Below are 15224 nucleotides of genomic sequence, written 5' to 3' on the forward strand. Positions count from 1 at the left end.
GAAATCGGGCGCGGCCGGTCGGCTAGCCTGATCCGATGACATGTGCGCTGGTCACCACGTGGCGGGGCCGGGAGTTGCGGCCCTCGGTCGCGGCGGCCGCCGGGGGCTCCGCGGCGACCCGAATCCTCGACTGGCACGACCCGGTGTTCGGCGCGGCGAGTTCGGCGGTCGACCTTCCCGCGGACGCGGCGAGCGTCGAATTCCTGCGGGCCGCACACCGCTTCGCGGGGCAGCGGGTGCGTGCCGTGTACGCGCTCGACGACACGCAGCCGGCGTCCGTGACCCTGACCCGGGGCCGGGGGTCGTGCAGCCAGCGGCTGGCGGTGGTCGAGGCGCTGGCCCGGCGCCGCGGAATCGCCACCAAGGTCGAGGGCCTCGTGCTGCGCGGGGAGTTCTGGTACCCGCGTTTTCGCCGGCTCCGGGCCCTGGTGCCCGACCGGGTCCTGCTGGCCTGGCCGAGCTTCGAGGTCGACGGCGAGTGGATCGACGTCTCGCAGGCCTTCCCGATCGCGACCTGCGCCGCGCCGCAGCAGTTCACCAACAGCGGGGAGGAGACGCTCTTCGACGCCGTCGCCCGCAGCCCGGTCAGCTGGAGGCCTACGAGTTCGCCAGGCTGCCTGGACCTTTCGGGGTACGTCGCCGCCACACTCGGCGAGTTCGACTCGCGTGACGAGCTGTTCGCCCGGTACGGGCAGACCCTGAACTGGCCGGTGCGGACGGTTCTGGAACCGGTGTTCGGCCGAAGGGGCGCGGCCTGACGGGGCTATCCTCACTGCTCGTGCGGCTCATCAACATCGTCCAGTCCTGGCGCCTCGTCCCCGTGTGGCTGCGCATCGTGCTGCTGCTGATCGGGGGAGCGCGGGTCTGGGGTGCGGGGATCTACGCCGGATGTCACTTCGGCGGCAAGGACATTCGGATGGGCCTGGGCACCTTCGTCAACCGGGGCGTGCTCTTCGACTGCACCGCGCCGATCACGCTGGGCCGGCAGGTCGCGGTGGGACACGATGCCCGATTCATCACCAGCACCCACGAGGTCGGACCGCCCGACGGTCGCGGCGGCCGCGTCTACCACCTGCCGATCGTCGTCGAGGACGGCGCCTGGATCGGGGCCGGCGCGCTGGTGCTGCCCGGCGTGACCGTCGGCACCGGTTGCATCGTCGGCGCCGGCGCCGTGGTCACCAAGGACTGCGCGCCGAACGGCCTCTACGCGGGGAACCCGGCCCGGCGGGTGAAGGACCTGCCGGTCTAGACGGTCCCGCGCAGGCCGCCCCGACCGGTGTTGATACAACTAGTCCTCGTGAAGTTGAGCGGCCGTGGAACGGCGAGAGCGGCCGGAATTCTGCTCGGGTACGCGGCGGACGTGGCCCTCGCGGACCCCGTGCGCTGGCACCCGGTGGCCGGGTTCGGCCGGGCCGCGGCCTGGCTCGAGACCCGCAGCTACCGCGACCACCGGCCGGCGGGCGTCGCGCACACCGCGGTGCTGGCCGGCGCCGTGGTCGCGGCGGGGGCGGTGTCCGCGCGGGCGGCCGGTCGGCTCGGCTGGCTGGGGGAGACCGCGGTGACCGCCGCCGCCACCTGGACCGCGCTCGGCGGGACCTCGCTGACCCGGGTGGGCGCCGACATGGCGACCCGGCTCGAGGACGGCGACCTCGGCGCCGCCCGCCTGCTGGTGCCGTCGCTGTGCGGGCGCGACCCCGACTCCCTCGACGCGGCCGGGGTCACCCGGGCAACGGTCGAGTCCGTGGCGGAGAACACCTCCGACGCCACCGTCGGCCCGCTCTGGTGGGCGGCCGTCGCGGGCGTTCCCGGCGTGCTCGGGTACCGCGCCGTCAACACCCTCGACGCGATGATCGGATACCGCTCGCCGCGCTACCTGCGGTTCGGGTGGGCCGCGGCCAGGCTCGACGACGTGGTGAACCTGCCGCCGGCCCGGGTCACCGGGGTGCTGGCGGTGCTGGCGGCCCCGGTGGTCGGCGGGGCGCCGTCGGACGCGGTACGGGCCTGGCGACGCGACGCGCGCTCACACCCGAGCCCCAACGCGGGCGTCGCGGAGGCGTCGATGGCCGGGGCGCTGGGGGTGCGCCTCGGCGGGCGCACCGAGTACCCGCACGGCGTCGAGCAGCGCCCGACGCTCGGCGACGGACCGGCCCCGGCGATCGCCGACGTGCGCCGGGTCGCGCGGCTGTCCGCGGCGGTGCAGCTGGGCGCCGCCCTCGGCTCAGCGGCTCTTGCCGTAGCGGTCGGCGAGCTTCGCTTCCGTCGCGGTCAGCGTCGTCGGCTCGGCGGGCTGTGACCGGCCGAACCGTCGGCGCGGCAGCACGAAGTCGTCGGGGGCCGCGGCGTCGTCGGTGACCGTCGCCGCGGGGGCGGCCGGTGCGTCGGTTGCCTCGGGAACAGTGGGAACGGCAGGAGCCTCGGCGGGCTCGCTGGACCCGGCGGCCGACCGGGCCTTGGACCGTCGGCGTTCCTTGATCTCGGCGCGCGCGAAGTAGAGCAGGCCGAGCGGGGCCATGATGCCGAACGCCAGCCACTGCAGCCCGTACGAGAGGTACGGCCCGGCGTCGAGCTGCGGCAGCGGGATCGGGTTCAGCGAGCCGGGCTGATCGCCGGCCAGCTGCAGGTACAGGTCCGCCGGGGCCAGGCCCAGCGTCGTACCGATCTGCGGCGCGTCGATGAAGTAGACCTGACGCAGGCCGTCCTCGACGAGCGGGTCCTTGCCGGGCACGGTGCCCTCGGACTGGCGGGTGCGGGCGGTGATGGTGACCGGTCCGGTCGGGGCGGGCTCGATCTGCGGCGCGCGGGTGCCCTCGATCGGTCGCTCGTAGCCGCGGTTGACCAGCACGACGCGGCCGTCGGTCAGCTCGAAGGCGGTGAGCACCTCGTAGGCCGGGGCCGCCTCGACCGACCGCAGCCGGATCAGCACGTCGGTGTCGGGCAGGTACCTGCCGCTCGCGGTGACCTGACGCCACTCGTCGTCGTCGGCGAGGGGGCCGGACGTCGGCAGGATCGACTCGACGGGCACCGGGTCCGCGGACACCGACTGCTCGATCAGCTGGTTGCGGTGCTCGGTGCTGGTGTTCTTCCCCAGCTGCCACGGCGCCAGCACGGTGAAGCACATGTAGGCGAAGCCGGCGACGATCACTGCCAGTACCAACCAGCCCGGACGCAGCAGAAACTTCAACCTTTGCACGGCTCCACGGTAGCCGTTGACGGCCGCGGCCCGACCGGCCGGTGTCGCGGTCAGGGCTGGGCGCGCACCCAGTCCAGCAGGCCGGGCAGGGCGGCCTCGATCTGTTCACGCACCAGTTCGAAGCCCGTGAAGTCGCCGTAGTACGGGTCGGGCACGGAGTCGCCGTCCGCGTCCGGGTCGAAGCTGCGCAGCAGGCGACGGCGCTCGGTGGGCACGCCGAGCTGGGCCAGCGCGCGGTCGTGTCCGGTGTCCAGCGCGACCACCAGGTCGGCGCCCAGGTGGTCCGGGCCGACGTGCGCGGCGCTGTGGCCGGTCGGGTAGCCGTGGCCGACCAGCACCCGGTTGGTGCGCTCGTCGGCCTCCCTGCCGACGTGCCAGTCCTCGGTGCCGGCGCTCGTCACCCGGACCCGTGCGTCGAGGCCCTCCGCGGCGAGGCGGCCGAGCAGGATCTTCTCGGCCATCGGGGACCGGCAGATGTTTCCGGTGCAGACGAAGGTGATGTGCAGCGGGGCGGCGTCAGGGTGTGACATCGAGGATCCTTCCGAGTTGCGCGACGGTGGCCGCGCTCCAGCGGGCGTCGGCGGCCTCCTCGGCGGAACCGTATCCCCAGCCCACGAAGACGGTGGGGATGCCCCAGTGCGCGGCGCCGTGCACGTCGTGCTCGCGGTCGCCGACCATCACCACCCCCGCCGTCCCGCCGTCGGCGGCGGCCGTGGGAGCGAGGCCGAGCCCGCGCAACGCGTGCTCGATGACGTCGACCTTGGCGCGCCGGGTGCCGTCGGCGCTGGCGCCGGCGATCACCTCGAAGTGGTGCGCGAGCCCGAAGTGCTCGAGGATCCGGCGGGCGAACCGTTCCGACTTCGAGGTGGCGACGGCCAGGCGCGCGCCGTCCCGACCGACCGCGTCCAGCAGGTCCCCGATGCCGTCGAACACCGCGTTCTCGGCCCAGCCGATCTCGTCGTACCGGGCGAAGTACGCGGCCAGGGCGGTCGCCACGGTCGCCTCGTCCAGGCCGAGGGTGCGCAGCGTGTCCGCCATCGGCGGGCCGACGATCAGTTCCTCCAGGTCGCCGTCGGGTGCCTCGGCGCCGACCACGGCCAGCGCGTGCCGGAAGCCGGCGACGATGCCGGGTGCTGAGTCGGTCAGGGTGCCGTCGAGGTCGAACAGGGTCACCGTGGCGGTGGAAGGGCTGGTGCTCACCCCTCCATCCTGCCCGGCAGCCGGACGCGGCCGGCCGCCGCCATAAGCTCACCTCGTGCACACCCGCCCCGCCGACCTGACCGACCTGCGCCATCATGGCGACGTCGACGCCGAGCCCGGACTGCTCGACTTCGCCGTGAACGTCCGCGGCGACGGCCCGCCGCAGTGGCTGCGCGACCGACTGGCGGGGGCCCTGACGACCCTCGGCCGGTACCCGTCCGCCGCGGATGACGATGCGGCCCGGGACCAGGTCGCGGCCCGGCACGGCCGCCGTCGCGAGGAGGTGCTGCTGCTCTCCGGCGGCGCCGAGGGCTTCGCGATGCTGCCGCGGCTGACGCCCTCGCTGGCGGCGGTGCTGCACCCCTCGTTCACCGAGCCGGAGTGGGCGCTGCGCCAGGCCGGGGTGCCGACGACGCAGGTGCGGCTCACCCCGCCGTACCGACTGGCCGACGCCGCGGTCCCGGCCGACGCCGACCTGGTGGTCCTGGGCAACCCCACCAACCCGACCTCGGTGCTGCACCCGGCCGCGGACGTGCTGGCGCTGCGCCGGCCGGGCCGGATCCTGGTGGTGGACGAGGCGTTCGGCGACGCGGTGCCCGGCGAACCGGAGTCGCTGGCGGGAATGTCGCTGCCGGACGTGCTGGTGCTGCGCAGCCTCACCAAGACCTTCGCGCTGGCAGGGCTGCGTTGCGGCTACCTCCTCGGCCCGCCGGAGTTGCTGGCCCGGTTGCAGGTCGGACGCGCGCACTGGCCGCTGGGCAGCCTGCAGGTCGAGGCGATCCGGGCCTGCTGCGAGCCCGCGGCGGTGGCATGGGCACAGCGCGAGGCCGACGTGATCGGCGCCGAACGCGCCGAGATGGTGGCGCTGCTCGCCGGGGCGGGCATCTCGGTGCACGAACCGGCCCGCGGGCCGTTCCTGCTGCTGCACGTCCCGGACGGCGAGCGGGTCCGGCAAGGTCTGCGGGAACGGGGTGTCGCGGTCCGACGCGGCGAGACCTTCCCCGGGCTGGGCCCGGACCACCTGCGTGTCGCGGTCCGCGCGGCCCCGCAGGCGCGGCGGCTGGTGGCGGCGCTCGCGGAGGTGCTGGGATGACGGTGTTTCTCGAGAGGAACGGGGTTCTGGCATGAGTGTGCTTCTGTCCGAGGTGATCTCGGTGCTCGAGGCGGCCTACCCGCCGGCGCTGGCGGAGTCCTGGGACTCGGTGGGCCTGGTGTGCGGGGACCCCGCCGACGAGGTGACGCGGGTGCTGATCGCCGTCGACGCGACCGCGGCGGTGGTGGACGAGGCGATCGCCGGGGGCGCGCAGCTGCTGCTGGTGCACCACCCGCTGCTGCTGCGCGGGGTGGACACCGTCGGCGCGCACACCCCGAAGGGGGCGCTGCTGCACCGGCTGATCCGGTCCGGCTGCGCGCTGTACACCGCGCACACCAATGCGGACCGGGCCGACCCCGGCGTCTCCGACGCGCTGGCCGCGGCGCTCGGCCTGACGGTGACCGGCCCGCTGCAGCCGGCGCCGTCCGAGCGGCTGGACAAGTGGGTGGTGCTGGTGCCCGCGGCCGACACCGAGACGGTGCGGGACGCGCTGTTCGCGGCCGGCGCCGGCGAGATCGGGGAGTACCGGAACTGCAGCTGGACAGTCGCCGGAACCGGGCAGTTCCTGCCGTCCGCGGCCGCCAACCCCACCCTCGGCGAGGCCGGCCGCCTCGAACACGTCGCGGAGGACCGCGTCGAGGTGGTGGCCCGGCGGTCGCTGCGCGGCCGGGTGCTGGCGGCGTTGCGGGCCGCGCACCCCTACGAGGAGCCGGCATTCGACGTGTTCGAGCTCGCCGACCTGGGGTCCTCGCTGGGCATCGGGCGGGTGGGCGTGCTGCCCGAGCCCGAGACGCTGCGCGAGTTCGCCGAGCGGGTGCACCGGGCGTTGCCCGTCACCGAGTGGGGGGTGCGGGCGGCCGGCGACCCCGACGCCCCGATCCGCACCGTCGCGGTGTGCGGCGGCTCCGGCGACTCGATGCTCGGCGCCGCCAGGTCGCTCGGGGTCGACGCCTACGTCACCGCGGACCTGCGTCACCACCCCGCCGACGAACACCTGCGCGGGGGCGGCCCGGCACTGGTGGACGTGGCGCACTGGGCGAGCGAACAGCCCTGGTGCGCGCAGGCCGCCGCGGTGCTCGACGCCCGATTCGCGGACACGCCGGAGTGGTCGGCGGCGGTGTCCACCACGCGCACCGACCCGTGGACGGTCGGCTGCCACTGACCGGTCCGACGCGGCGGTACTGGGCACCGGTCGGCGGGCGGTACGGTTAGCGACACCCCCCGTACATCCGCACCACAGCAGGAGCCCGCACGCGTGAACGTCGAACCCCGGATTCAGGCAAAGTTGCTCGCCCTCGCCGCATTGGACACCGAGCTGACGCGGGTCGCGCACCGGCGCAAGACGCTGCCCGAGGCAGAAGAGGTGCAGCGCCTCGAGTCCGACCGTGTGCAGCGCAAGGACGCCGCGGTTGCGGTGCAGATCGTCCTCGACGACCTGGACCGGGACATCAAGAAGCTCGAGGGCGAGGTCGACGCGGTCCGTCAGCGCGGCGACCGTGACCGCACCATGCTGCAGAGCGGCACCATCGCCGCCAAGCAGCTCTCGGAACTGCAGCACGAGCTCGGCAGCCTCGAACGCCGTCAGGGCGTCCTCGAGGACGAGCTGCTCGAGGTGATGGAGCGTCGCGAGGCGACCCAGGCCGACTACGAGCACGCCGGCGGACAGCTCAGCCAGATCGAGGACGCGATGATCGACGCGACCCGCCGCCGCGACGACGCGCTCGCGGACCTCGACAGCGTCGAACAGCGCCACCTGGGGGAGCGGGCCGCCCTGGTCAACGAGTTCCCCGAGGAGCTGCTGGCGGTGTACGAGCGCCAGCGCGGCACCGGCGGCGTCGGCGCCGCACTGCTGCAGGCCCGCCGCTGCGGCGCGTGCCGCATCGAGATCGACCGCGGCGAGATCGCCCGGATCGCCGCCACGGACCCGCAGGTCGTCGTCCGTTGCCCCGAGTGCAGCGCGATCATGGTGCGCACCAAGGAATCCGGTCTGTGAGTTCGGCTGGACAAGGGGCTCGCTCCGCGGGCTCTCCGGACAGCGTCGTCGTCGAGGCCGACGGCGGCTCGCGCGGCAACCCGGGCACGGCCGGCTACGGCGCCGTGGTGTTCGACGGTGACGGCCGCCGGGTGCTCGCCGAACGCAACGAGGCCATCGGCTTCGCGACCAACAACGTCGCCGAGTACCGGGGCCTGATCGCCGGACTCACCGCGGCCGCCGAGGTCGGCGCGCGCAAGGTGGAGGTCCGGATGGACTCCAAGCTGGTGGTCGAGCAGATGTCCGGGCGCTGGAAGGTCAAGCACCCGGACATGATTCCGCTCGCGCGGCGGGCCGGCGAGCTGGCCGAGCAGTTCGACTCCGTCCGGTACACCTGGATCCCGCGGGCGGAGAACTCGCACGCCGACCGGCTCGCGAACGAGGCGATGGACGGCAACGCCGGCCGGTCCTCGGCGCCCTCGGCCCCGGTCGTCTCGACCCCGGCCGTCTCGGCGCCGGCRGGCGGGGCGGCGGCCACCAAGGCCCCGACCGCACCGGGCTGGACCGGCGCGATCGGCAAGCCGACCCGGCTGCTGCTGCTGCGGCACGGGCAGACCCCGCTGTCGGTGGAGCGGCGTTACTCCGGCCGCGGCAACCCGGCGCTGTCCGAGGTCGGGCAGGCGCAGGCGGACGCCGCCGCCGCCCGGCTCGCCGCCCGCGGCGGCATCACGGCCGTGGTGTCGTCCCCGCTGGGTCGCACCCGGCAGACCGCGGAGGCCGTGGCCGCCGCACTGTCCCTGCCCGTGCAGGTGCACGAGGGGCTGATCGAGGCCGACTTCGGCGAGTGGGAGGGCCTGACCTTCTCGGAGGCGTCGAAGCGGGACCCGGAACTGCACCGGGCCTGGCTGGGGGACACCTCGGTCCACCCGCCCGGCGGGGAGAGCTTCGAGGAGGTCCGCACCCGGGTCACCGCGGCGCGCGACGACCTGCTCGCCGAGTACCCCGGGGCGAACGTGCTGGTCGTCTCGCACGTCACCCCGATCAAGACGCTGCTGCAGCTGGCGCTGGACGTCGGGCCGTCGCTGCTCTACCGGCTGCACCTGGACCTCGCGTCGCTGTCCGTCGCCGAGTTCTACCCCGACGGCGGCGCCTCGGTGCGCCTCGTCAACGACACCTCGCACCTCTAGCCGGCCGCCGCCGGTGCGGGCCCTCGGGCCGTCGGACCCGCACCGGTGCGCCGCAGGTTTTTAGCTGAGGTAACATTGCCCGCGTGAACTCACTGCTGACCAGTCGACGGTACGTCGACAACTGTCTGCAGCAGAGCGCTGTCTGTCCGCGCTGACGCCTGGCCCTGCCCCGATCCCTGGTTGACGAACACGTCCCGGGACTGCTGTTGCGGCCGCGAGTTGCATTCACCCTCCGCACGCTCTTCCCGCGCGCCCCTGACCGCAGTGCCCCTGTGGCCGGTTGGTACGGCGCTGCGCATCCTTGACGAAAGGCCCGTCGAATGTCGGCCCCCACCCGCGCCCCCGGTGCCCAGCCAGCCGCCGCCCGCCCCCGCCGCCTGCCCAGCTGGGCCACCGCCTTCGGCCCGCAGATCGTCGCCGGCCTGCTCGCCGGCGTCCTGATCGGCCTGCTGGCCCGCTCGATGCCCAAGGCCGACGACGGCAGCGCGAACTGGCTGACCGGCACGGTCACCACGATCGGCTCCAGCTACGTCTCCTTGCTGACGGTCGCGGTGATCCCGCTGATCTTCACCGCCATCGTCAGCTCCATCGCCAACCTGCGTCAGGTCGCGAACGCCGCCCGCCTCGCCGTGCAGACGCTGCTGTGGTTCGCGATCACCGCGCTGATCGCGGTGATCATCGGGATCGCGGTCGGGTTGATCACCCATCCGGGCTCGAACACCACGGTCAACCCCGACGACGCCGCCGTGCCGAAGGGCTCCGGCTCGTGGTGGGCCTTCCTCACCGGGCTGGTCCCGCAGAACTTCCTCGCCCTCGGCGCGAAGACGACGGCGACCGGCGGACAGGTCGCCGCGGACGGTTCGATCAGCGGCGTCACCGCGACCACCTCGCTCAGCTTCAACGTGCTGCAGCTGCTCGTCATCGCCGTCGCGGTCGGTGTGGCCGCGCTGAAGGTCGGGGAGAAGGCGGAGCCGTTCCTCAAGCTCAACGCCTCGCTGCTCGCCATCGTGCAGAAGGTGCTGTGGTGGATCATCCGCCTCGCGCCGATCGGCACCGCGGCGCTGATCGCCAAGGCCGTCGCCACCTACGGCTGGGACGCGATCGGTCAGCTCGGCGTGTTCACGGTCGCCATCTACATCGGCCTGGCTCTGGTGTTCTTCGTCGTGTACCCGGTTCTCATTCGCGTGCACGGCCTCTCGGTCCGCCGCTTCTTCTCCGGCGTGTGGCCCGCCACCCAGCTGGGCTTCGTGTCGCGTTCGTCGATCGGCACCCTGCCGCTGACGGAGCGTGTCACCGAACGCAACCTTGGCGTGCCGCGTGAGTACGCGTCCTTCGCGGTGCCGCTCGGCGCGACCACCAAGATGGACGGCTGCGCCGCGATCTACCCGGCCATCGCCGCGATCTTCGTCGCGCAGTTCTACGGGATCGAGCTCAGCATCACCGACTACCTGCTGATCGTGGTGGTCTCGGTGATCGGGTCGGCCGCCACCGCCGGCACCACCGGAGCGACGGTGATGCTCACCCTCACGCTGTCCACGCTGGGACTGCCGCTCGCCGGTGTCGGCCTGCTGCTGGCCGTCGAGCCGATCGTCGACATGGGCCGCACCGCGCTCAACGTCACCGGTCAGGCCCTGGTGCCGACCATCGTGGCCAAGCGGGAGGGCATCCTCGACGAGGAGCTCTACAACGCGCCCCGCAACGGCGACCCGTTCGCCGACGAGGACCTGCTCGAGCAGCGGGCCGCGGCGGAGGTCACGGCCGAGAACGACGGCACGGACGCAGCCGGTGAGAACGCCGACGGCAAGAACACCGACGGCAGGGACGCGGCGGAGAAGGTGCCCGCCCTCGTCTGACCCGGCGCGCACGCCCACGCGGGGTCGGACCGGTTACCTCGGTCCGGCCCCGCGTCGCGTCCGGGGACAGCCACCACGACGACCGTCCCGGTGGGTGTCCGGATGTGGTCGGTCGGCGCCTCGGTCAGAGCAGTTTGCGCAGTGTCCGCAGGTTCCGGTTGGTGGTGGTCGACTTGTACTTCGCCTTGCCGGTGAGCTTCCCGAACGGGCTGTCCAGTGTCCGGCCGCGTTCGACGTGCCAGTAGAGCACCCCGTCGCCCATCTGGATGCCCTCGTCGGCGGTGTCGAGGCCGTCGGCCGAGGCGAGCAGGTCCCGGAGCGATGCGGGGTCGGAGGACAGCAGGACGTAGGGGTGCCAGCCCTCGCGGTCGGCCTCGAACGGGAAGTCCTCGACGATCCGGGCGAGGGTCGGCTGATCCAGCAGCACGATCCACGCCTCGTAGCCGAACCGGTTGCGCAGGCAGGTCTCGATCTCTGCCTTCAGCGCCGCCAGATCGGTTCGCTCGCTGTCGAACAGGACGTTCCCGGACGCCAGCACCGTCTTGACGTTCGTCAGCCCCAGTGCCTCGACCGCGGCCTTCAGGTCGGCCATCTTGATGTTGATGCCGCCGACGTTGACGCCCCGGAGCAACGCTACGAATCGTGCCATGGGCCGACAGTAGCGCCGCCGCTGAAATGGCACAAGTGTTCGAATGTGCAGAGGGGTGCCGAGAACCCAGTAGTCTGTACCGGCGGACGAGTTGGCCGGGCGACCGCGGCGAGGGGAACCGTGCGCATCAGCGCGCAGGCCCACCGCCGAGGAAAGTCCGGACTCCACAGAGCAGGGCGGTTGCTAACGGCAACCCGGGGTGACCCGCGGGACAGTGCCACAGAGAACAGACCGCCGGCGCGCAAGCGTCGGTAAGGGTGAAACGGTGCGGTAAGAGCGCACCAGCACCCCAGGTGACTGGGGTGGCTAGGTAAACCCCGCCCGGAGCAAGGTCAAAGGCCGCACCCCTCGGGGTGCGGCTGCGCAGGTGTTCGAGGGCTGCTCGCCCGAGCCTGCGGGTGGACCGCTCGAGGTACCCGGCAACGGTGTGCCCAGATGGATGGTCGTCGCCCGACGCCTCGGTGTCGGGAACAGGATCCGGCTTACAGGCCGACTCGTCCGCCCCATTCTTCGGCCCTACGTCAGGGCGCCGCTTTCTCGGCAGGATCGGCCCCGAAATCCGGGGCAGATCCTGCCGAACCCTGTGCGACAGGGGGCGGCGACGGCGTGGGCCGCTCGCGCATCACGAGGGTCTGGGTGGCCACGCCGATCGGCCCGCGGACGTCGTACAGGCGCGACAGCGTGGTGCCCGTACCGCCGCCGTCGGCCTGGGTTTCCGACATCAGGCCGATCCACTCGCCCTCGGGTTGGCGGTGCAGGTGCAGGCTCAGGTCTGCGTTTGCAAAGAGATAACGGTCGAGCGGCAGAACCCAGCTCAGACCGTTGCCGAAATCGGCGGCGGCCGCTGCCCGCATGGCGGGCGAGGTGGGCTGGTCCTGCACCAGCGGGACAGTCAGCCGGAACCAGGCGGCGGCCGGACCCGGGCTTGCCGGTCCGCCCTGTGCCATGAGGATCTCCATCGCGGACTCGTAGAACGAGGTCCCGCCGGGCATGCCGGGGATTCGAAGCCGCTCCCGGCAGTCGGCGGGTGGGGGCAGCAGCTCGGCTGGCGACCAGCCGGGCAACCCCGGAGGCAGCGTCAGTGGTTTGCCCCGTAGGAGGAGTGCGTGTGCACGAGCCACCAGTGCATCGTCCGCGAGCAGGTCAATGGTCATCCGTGTGGTGGAGCGTCCCGGAAAGGTCTCCTGGCGCACCGTCAGTGGGGCCACCGGCACTGGCTTGACCAGTTCGATGCTCAGGCGGGCGAGTCGCCAGCCGGGTTCGGGCAGGGCGGCCTCGGCCAGGTGCGCGAACAGGGCACTGGGCGCGCCGCCGTGCTGCGCCCGCGCATCCCACGGGCCGCGCGAGAGCACGCTGGGCAGCCAGGCCTCGTTCTGGTGAGAGAACACGGCGAGGGGTGGGACGCTCTCGGCATCCGGGGGTGTACGGGTCACGGCGTTCCTTGTCGAGAAATGTGCACGGCATCGAAGGTGGCTACATGCGCGCGACCAGCCCCGTGTTCTCTCGTCGTGCCCGACGCTGGCGCCATCCGATTCTCAACCTAGCCAACGTAACCGCCTGCTGCTGGTATTTGGGTCAGGCAGACGGCCGGACCCGCCTCGCGCGGAGGGTACGCCCGCCGCTACCTTGCCGAGCTCTGCTGCCGAGGGACCCTTGAACTACTCATTGTCGGCCGTGACGCGTTGCTTCGCGGTGACGCCGCCTTCGGGCGCCTGCTGCATTCGTAGCGCACCTCGGAGCGGACTTCTTTCGTCAACAACGTTGTGGTGCAGTGAATTACATGAGCAATGCGGATCCGTGGCCCGTTGTGACGGGCAGGTGACCTTTCCGGGCCGGTCTTCCGTGATTTCCGCGGCGGTGCGGTCGTCCGGCGGGCGACCGCACTGGTCTGCGCAAGTTCTTAGCAACTTCTTAGAGCGCACTCCGGCCGCGGGAGTGGGAGTCCTGCGTACGGTGGTCAGCGCAGCGCTCGGCTGGTCGAGGCCCCGGCGGGACAACGGCATCGGCATGTTCGACGAGGCACGCCGGGCTCCGGGTCCGACCTGGGCAACTGCACCACGAGGGGGGAGTGCGGTAGGTGTTCGCTACCTGGGGGAGGCTGGCCTACCGGCTGCGGTTCACCGTGATCGGGGTGATGGTTGCGCTGTTGCTCGGCCTCGCGGCGTACGGCCTCGGAGTCGAGAAGCACCTGAGCCAAAGCGGATTGGTCGACCCGGGCTCGGAGTCCGTGGCCGCCGCGGAGTTGGCCGACGGCACCTTCGGACGCGACACCAAGGCCGACGTGGTGATCCTCTACACCGCGCCCGACGGCAAGACGGTCGACGATCCGGCGTTCGCCGCCACGATCACCCAGGGCCTCGAGGACCTTGCCGCGAACAACCCCGACGAGATTCTCCGGGTCAACGGCAGCTACTGGTCCACCAGGCTCGCCCTGATGGCCGACCCGAGCAAGCAACACGCCATCGCCGGCGTGGCCGTCAAGGGCGACAACGACACCGAGGTCGCGGCCAACTTCAAGAAGGTCCGAGACCAGTTCGCGATACCCGGCGTCGATGCCCAGCTCACCGGCCTGCAGCCGGTGACCGGCACGATCAGTGACACGATGGCCGACGACCTGCACCGGATGGAGATCCTGGCCATCCCGGCCGTCGGGGTGCTGCTGTTCTTCATCTTCGGCGGCGTCGTCGCCGCCGCCCTGCCGCTGATCGTCGGCGGCCTGACGATCATCGCCGCCAACGGCGTGGTCAAGGCGCTGGCCCAGTTCACCGAGGTCAACGGGTTCGTCCTGTCTGTGGTCTCGCTGATCGGTCTGGGCCTGGCGATCGACTACGGCCTGTTCATGGTGAGTCGGTTCAGGGAGGAGATCGCGGAGGGGTACGGCACCGCCGATGCCGTGCGACGGACCGTCACGACCGCAGGCCGGACCGTGGTCTTCTCCGCGACGATGATCGTCGCCAGCCTCGGTGGCCTGCTCATCTTCCCGCAGGGCTTTCTCAAGTCCATGGCGTACGGCGCGATCGCCGCGGTCGTCCTGGCCGCACTCGTCTCGATCGCCGTGCTGCCGGCGATCCTGGGGATCCTGGGTCGTCGGGTGGACGCGCTCGGGCTGAAGGCGATGCGCAAGACCAGGACCGCCGACGAGATCGAGAACGGCATCTGGGGTCGACTGACGCAGTGGGTGATGAAGCACCCGGTCAAGGTCGTGGTGCCGATCGTGGTCGGGCTGCTGCTGCTCACCCTTCCGATCGCGGGCATCAAGCTGGGCGGGATCAACGAGACCTACCTGCCCCCTGACAATCCCACCCGAGTCGCCCAGGAGCAGTTCGACGAGCTGTTCCCGAGTTTCCGCTCCGAGCCGATCAAGCTGGTGGTCGACGGGGCCCAGGGTGCGGAGATCGCCCGGATCGTCAAGGAGGCGAGCGCGGCGCCGGGGCTGGTCGAGAAGTTCACGATCGACAACCCGACCAAGGACGGGGTGACGGTCTTCAAGGCCGGCCTGGTGGACCGCAACGACTCCGATGCGACGATCGGCTACCTGCGGGCGATGGACGTCCCCGACGGAGTCACCGTGCTGGTCGGTGGCACCCCGGCGATCGAGCACGACTCGATTGCGGCGCTGCTSGACARYCTGCCGCTGATGGTGACGATGGTGGTGCTGCTGACCACGCTGCTGATGTTCCTSGCGTTCGGGTCGCTGGTGCTGCCGATCAAGGCCGTGCTGATGACCGCCCTCGGCCTCGGCGCCACCCTCGGCATCCTGACGTGGATCTTCATCGACGGCAACGGKGCCASKWTSATGAACTTCTCTCCSGGMCCGATCATGTCGCCGGTGCTGGTGCTGATCATGGCGATCRTCTACGGCCTGTCCACCGACTACGAGGTGTTCCTGCTGTCCCGGATGGTCGAGGCGCGCGCACAGGGCGCCAGCACCACCGAGTCGGTGCGGGTGGGCACCGCGCACACCGGCCGGATCATCACCGCCGCCGCGTTGATCCTGATCGTGGTCACCGGCGCGTTCGCGTTCTCCGAACTGGTGATGATGAAGTACATCGCGTACGGCATGATCGCGGCGCTGATCAT

At 71.9% G+C, this 15224-nt stretch carries 14 protein-coding genes and 1 other RNA gene; 10 read left to right on the forward strand and 5 right to left on the reverse strand.

The genetic code is table 11. The features are described from left to right. The first annotated feature begins 35 nt into the window (after positions 1–35). Genes AC1DU4_RS01940 through AC1DU4_RS01950 form a run of 3 tightly spaced genes read left to right on the forward strand, consistent with a single transcriptional unit; the run spans position 36 to position 2293 of the window. Positions 36–758, forward strand: coding sequence for a transglutaminase domain-containing protein (locus AC1DU4_RS01940; protein ID WP_477837407.1), 723 nt, complete (start codon positions 36–38; stop codon positions 756–758). 20 nt (positions 759–778) lie between these two features. Further along, entirely contained in the window at positions 779–1249 is a 471-nt protein-coding gene (locus AC1DU4_RS01945) for an acyltransferase (RefSeq protein ID WP_477837408.1), read from the forward strand. Between the two features lie 48 nt (positions 1250–1297). Then, positions 1298–2293 (forward strand): cobalamin biosynthesis protein, encoded by a 996-nt coding sequence (locus AC1DU4_RS01950; protein WP_477837409.1) that lies wholly within the window; start codon positions 1298–1300, stop codon positions 2291–2293. Here the strand turns inward: AC1DU4_RS01950 and AC1DU4_RS01955 are convergent. Genes AC1DU4_RS01955 through AC1DU4_RS01965 form a run of 3 tightly spaced genes read right to left on the reverse strand, consistent with a single transcriptional unit; the run spans position 2219 to position 4390 of the window. After that, positions 2219–3190, reverse strand: coding sequence for an SURF1 family cytochrome oxidase biogenesis protein (locus AC1DU4_RS01955; protein WP_477837410.1), 972 nt, complete (start codon positions 3188–3190; stop codon positions 2219–2221). The two genes, AC1DU4_RS01950 and AC1DU4_RS01955, sit on opposite strands and share 75 nt — an antisense overlap. 50 nt (positions 3191–3240) lie before the next feature. Then, entirely contained in the window at positions 3241–3720 is a 480-nt protein-coding gene (locus AC1DU4_RS01960) for a low molecular weight protein-tyrosine-phosphatase (RefSeq protein ID WP_477837411.1), read from the reverse strand. Beyond that, positions 3707–4390: an HAD hydrolase-like protein gene (locus AC1DU4_RS01965; RefSeq protein ID WP_477837412.1), complete on the reverse strand. Its 684-nt coding sequence runs from the start codon at positions 4388–4390 to the stop codon at positions 3707–3709. The genes AC1DU4_RS01960 and AC1DU4_RS01965 overlap by 14 nt, the downstream gene beginning before the upstream one ends. A gap of 55 nt (positions 4391–4445) precedes the next feature. On the opposite strand from AC1DU4_RS01965, the gene cobC reads away from it, so the two are divergent. From cobC to AC1DU4_RS01990, 5 genes are all read left to right on the forward strand, one after another. Next, positions 4446–5483: an Rv2231c family pyridoxal phosphate-dependent protein CobC gene (gene cobC / locus AC1DU4_RS01970; protein WP_477837413.1), complete on the forward strand. Its 1038-nt coding sequence runs from the start codon at positions 4446–4448 to the stop codon at positions 5481–5483. A 31-nt stretch (positions 5484–5514) separates the two neighbouring features. After that, positions 5515–6645, forward strand: a complete 1131-nt coding sequence (locus tag AC1DU4_RS01975) for a Nif3-like dinuclear metal center hexameric protein (protein ID WP_477837414.1) — start codon at positions 5515–5517, stop codon at positions 6643–6645. A 93-nt stretch (positions 6646–6738) separates the two neighbouring features. Next, complete coding sequence (locus AC1DU4_RS01980; protein WP_072845799.1) at positions 6739–7476, forward strand: zinc ribbon domain-containing protein; 738 nt, start codon at positions 6739–6741, stop codon at positions 7474–7476. Beyond that, a complete protein-coding gene (locus AC1DU4_RS01985) occupies positions 7473–8642 on the forward strand; it encodes a bifunctional RNase H/acid phosphatase (protein ID WP_477837415.1) in 1170 nt (389 codons plus the stop codon). Before AC1DU4_RS01980 ends, AC1DU4_RS01985 begins: the two co-directional genes overlap by 4 nt. 320 nt (positions 8643–8962) lie before the next feature. Beyond that, a complete protein-coding gene (locus AC1DU4_RS01990; protein WP_477837416.1) occupies positions 8963–10495 on the forward strand; it encodes a dicarboxylate/amino acid:cation symporter in 1533 nt (510 codons plus the stop codon). 124 nt (positions 10496–10619) lie between these two features. Here AC1DU4_RS01990 and AC1DU4_RS01995 read toward each other — a convergent pair whose 3' ends face one another. Next, the gene (locus AC1DU4_RS01995) at positions 10620–11144 is read right to left on the reverse strand and encodes a DUF1697 domain-containing protein (protein WP_477837417.1); all 525 of its coding nucleotides are present in this window, start codon (positions 11142–11144) and stop codon (positions 10620–10622) included. Between the two features lie 87 nt (positions 11145–11231). Between AC1DU4_RS01995 and rnpB the strand changes: the two genes are divergently transcribed. After that, an RNA gene (gene rnpB, locus AC1DU4_RS02000) (RNase P RNA component class A) lies at positions 11232–11645 on the forward strand. Positions 11646–11665: 20 nt separating this feature from the next. On the opposite strand, the gene AC1DU4_RS02005 is transcribed toward rnpB, so the two are convergent. Next, the gene (locus tag AC1DU4_RS02005; protein WP_477837418.1) at positions 11666–12577 is read right to left on the reverse strand and encodes a thioesterase family protein; all 912 of its coding nucleotides are present in this window, start codon (positions 12575–12577) and stop codon (positions 11666–11668) included. A gap of 644 nt (positions 12578–13221) precedes the next feature. Here AC1DU4_RS02005 and AC1DU4_RS02010 point away from each other — a divergent pair. Continuing rightward, on the forward strand, positions 13222–15224 hold a 2003-nt coding region (locus AC1DU4_RS02010), incomplete at its 3' end, for an MMPL family transporter (protein ID WP_477837419.1).

It is taken from the genome of Rhodococcus sp. P4_F5 (assembly GCF_056401315.1).

Bases quoted from the DNA above. Each gene is read 5' to 3' on its own strand.
- AC1DU4_RS01960 (WP_477837411.1), bottom strand. From the start codon at position 3,720: ATGTCACACCCTGACGCCGCCCCGCTGCACATCACCTTCGTCTGCACC.
- AC1DU4_RS01990 (WP_477837416.1), top strand. From the start codon at position 8,963: ATGTCGGCCCCCACCCGCGCCCCCGGTGCCCAGCCAGCCGCCGCCCGC.
- AC1DU4_RS01940 (WP_477837407.1), top strand. From the start codon at position 36: ATGACATGTGCGCTGGTCACCACGTGGCGGGGCCGGGAGTTGCGGCCC.
- AC1DU4_RS01995 (WP_477837417.1), bottom strand. From the start codon at position 11,144: ATGGCACGATTCGTAGCGTTGCTCCGGGGCGTCAACGTCGGCGGCATC.
- AC1DU4_RS01975 (WP_477837414.1), top strand. From the start codon at position 5,515: ATGAGTGTGCTTCTGTCCGAGGTGATCTCGGTGCTCGAGGCGGCCTAC.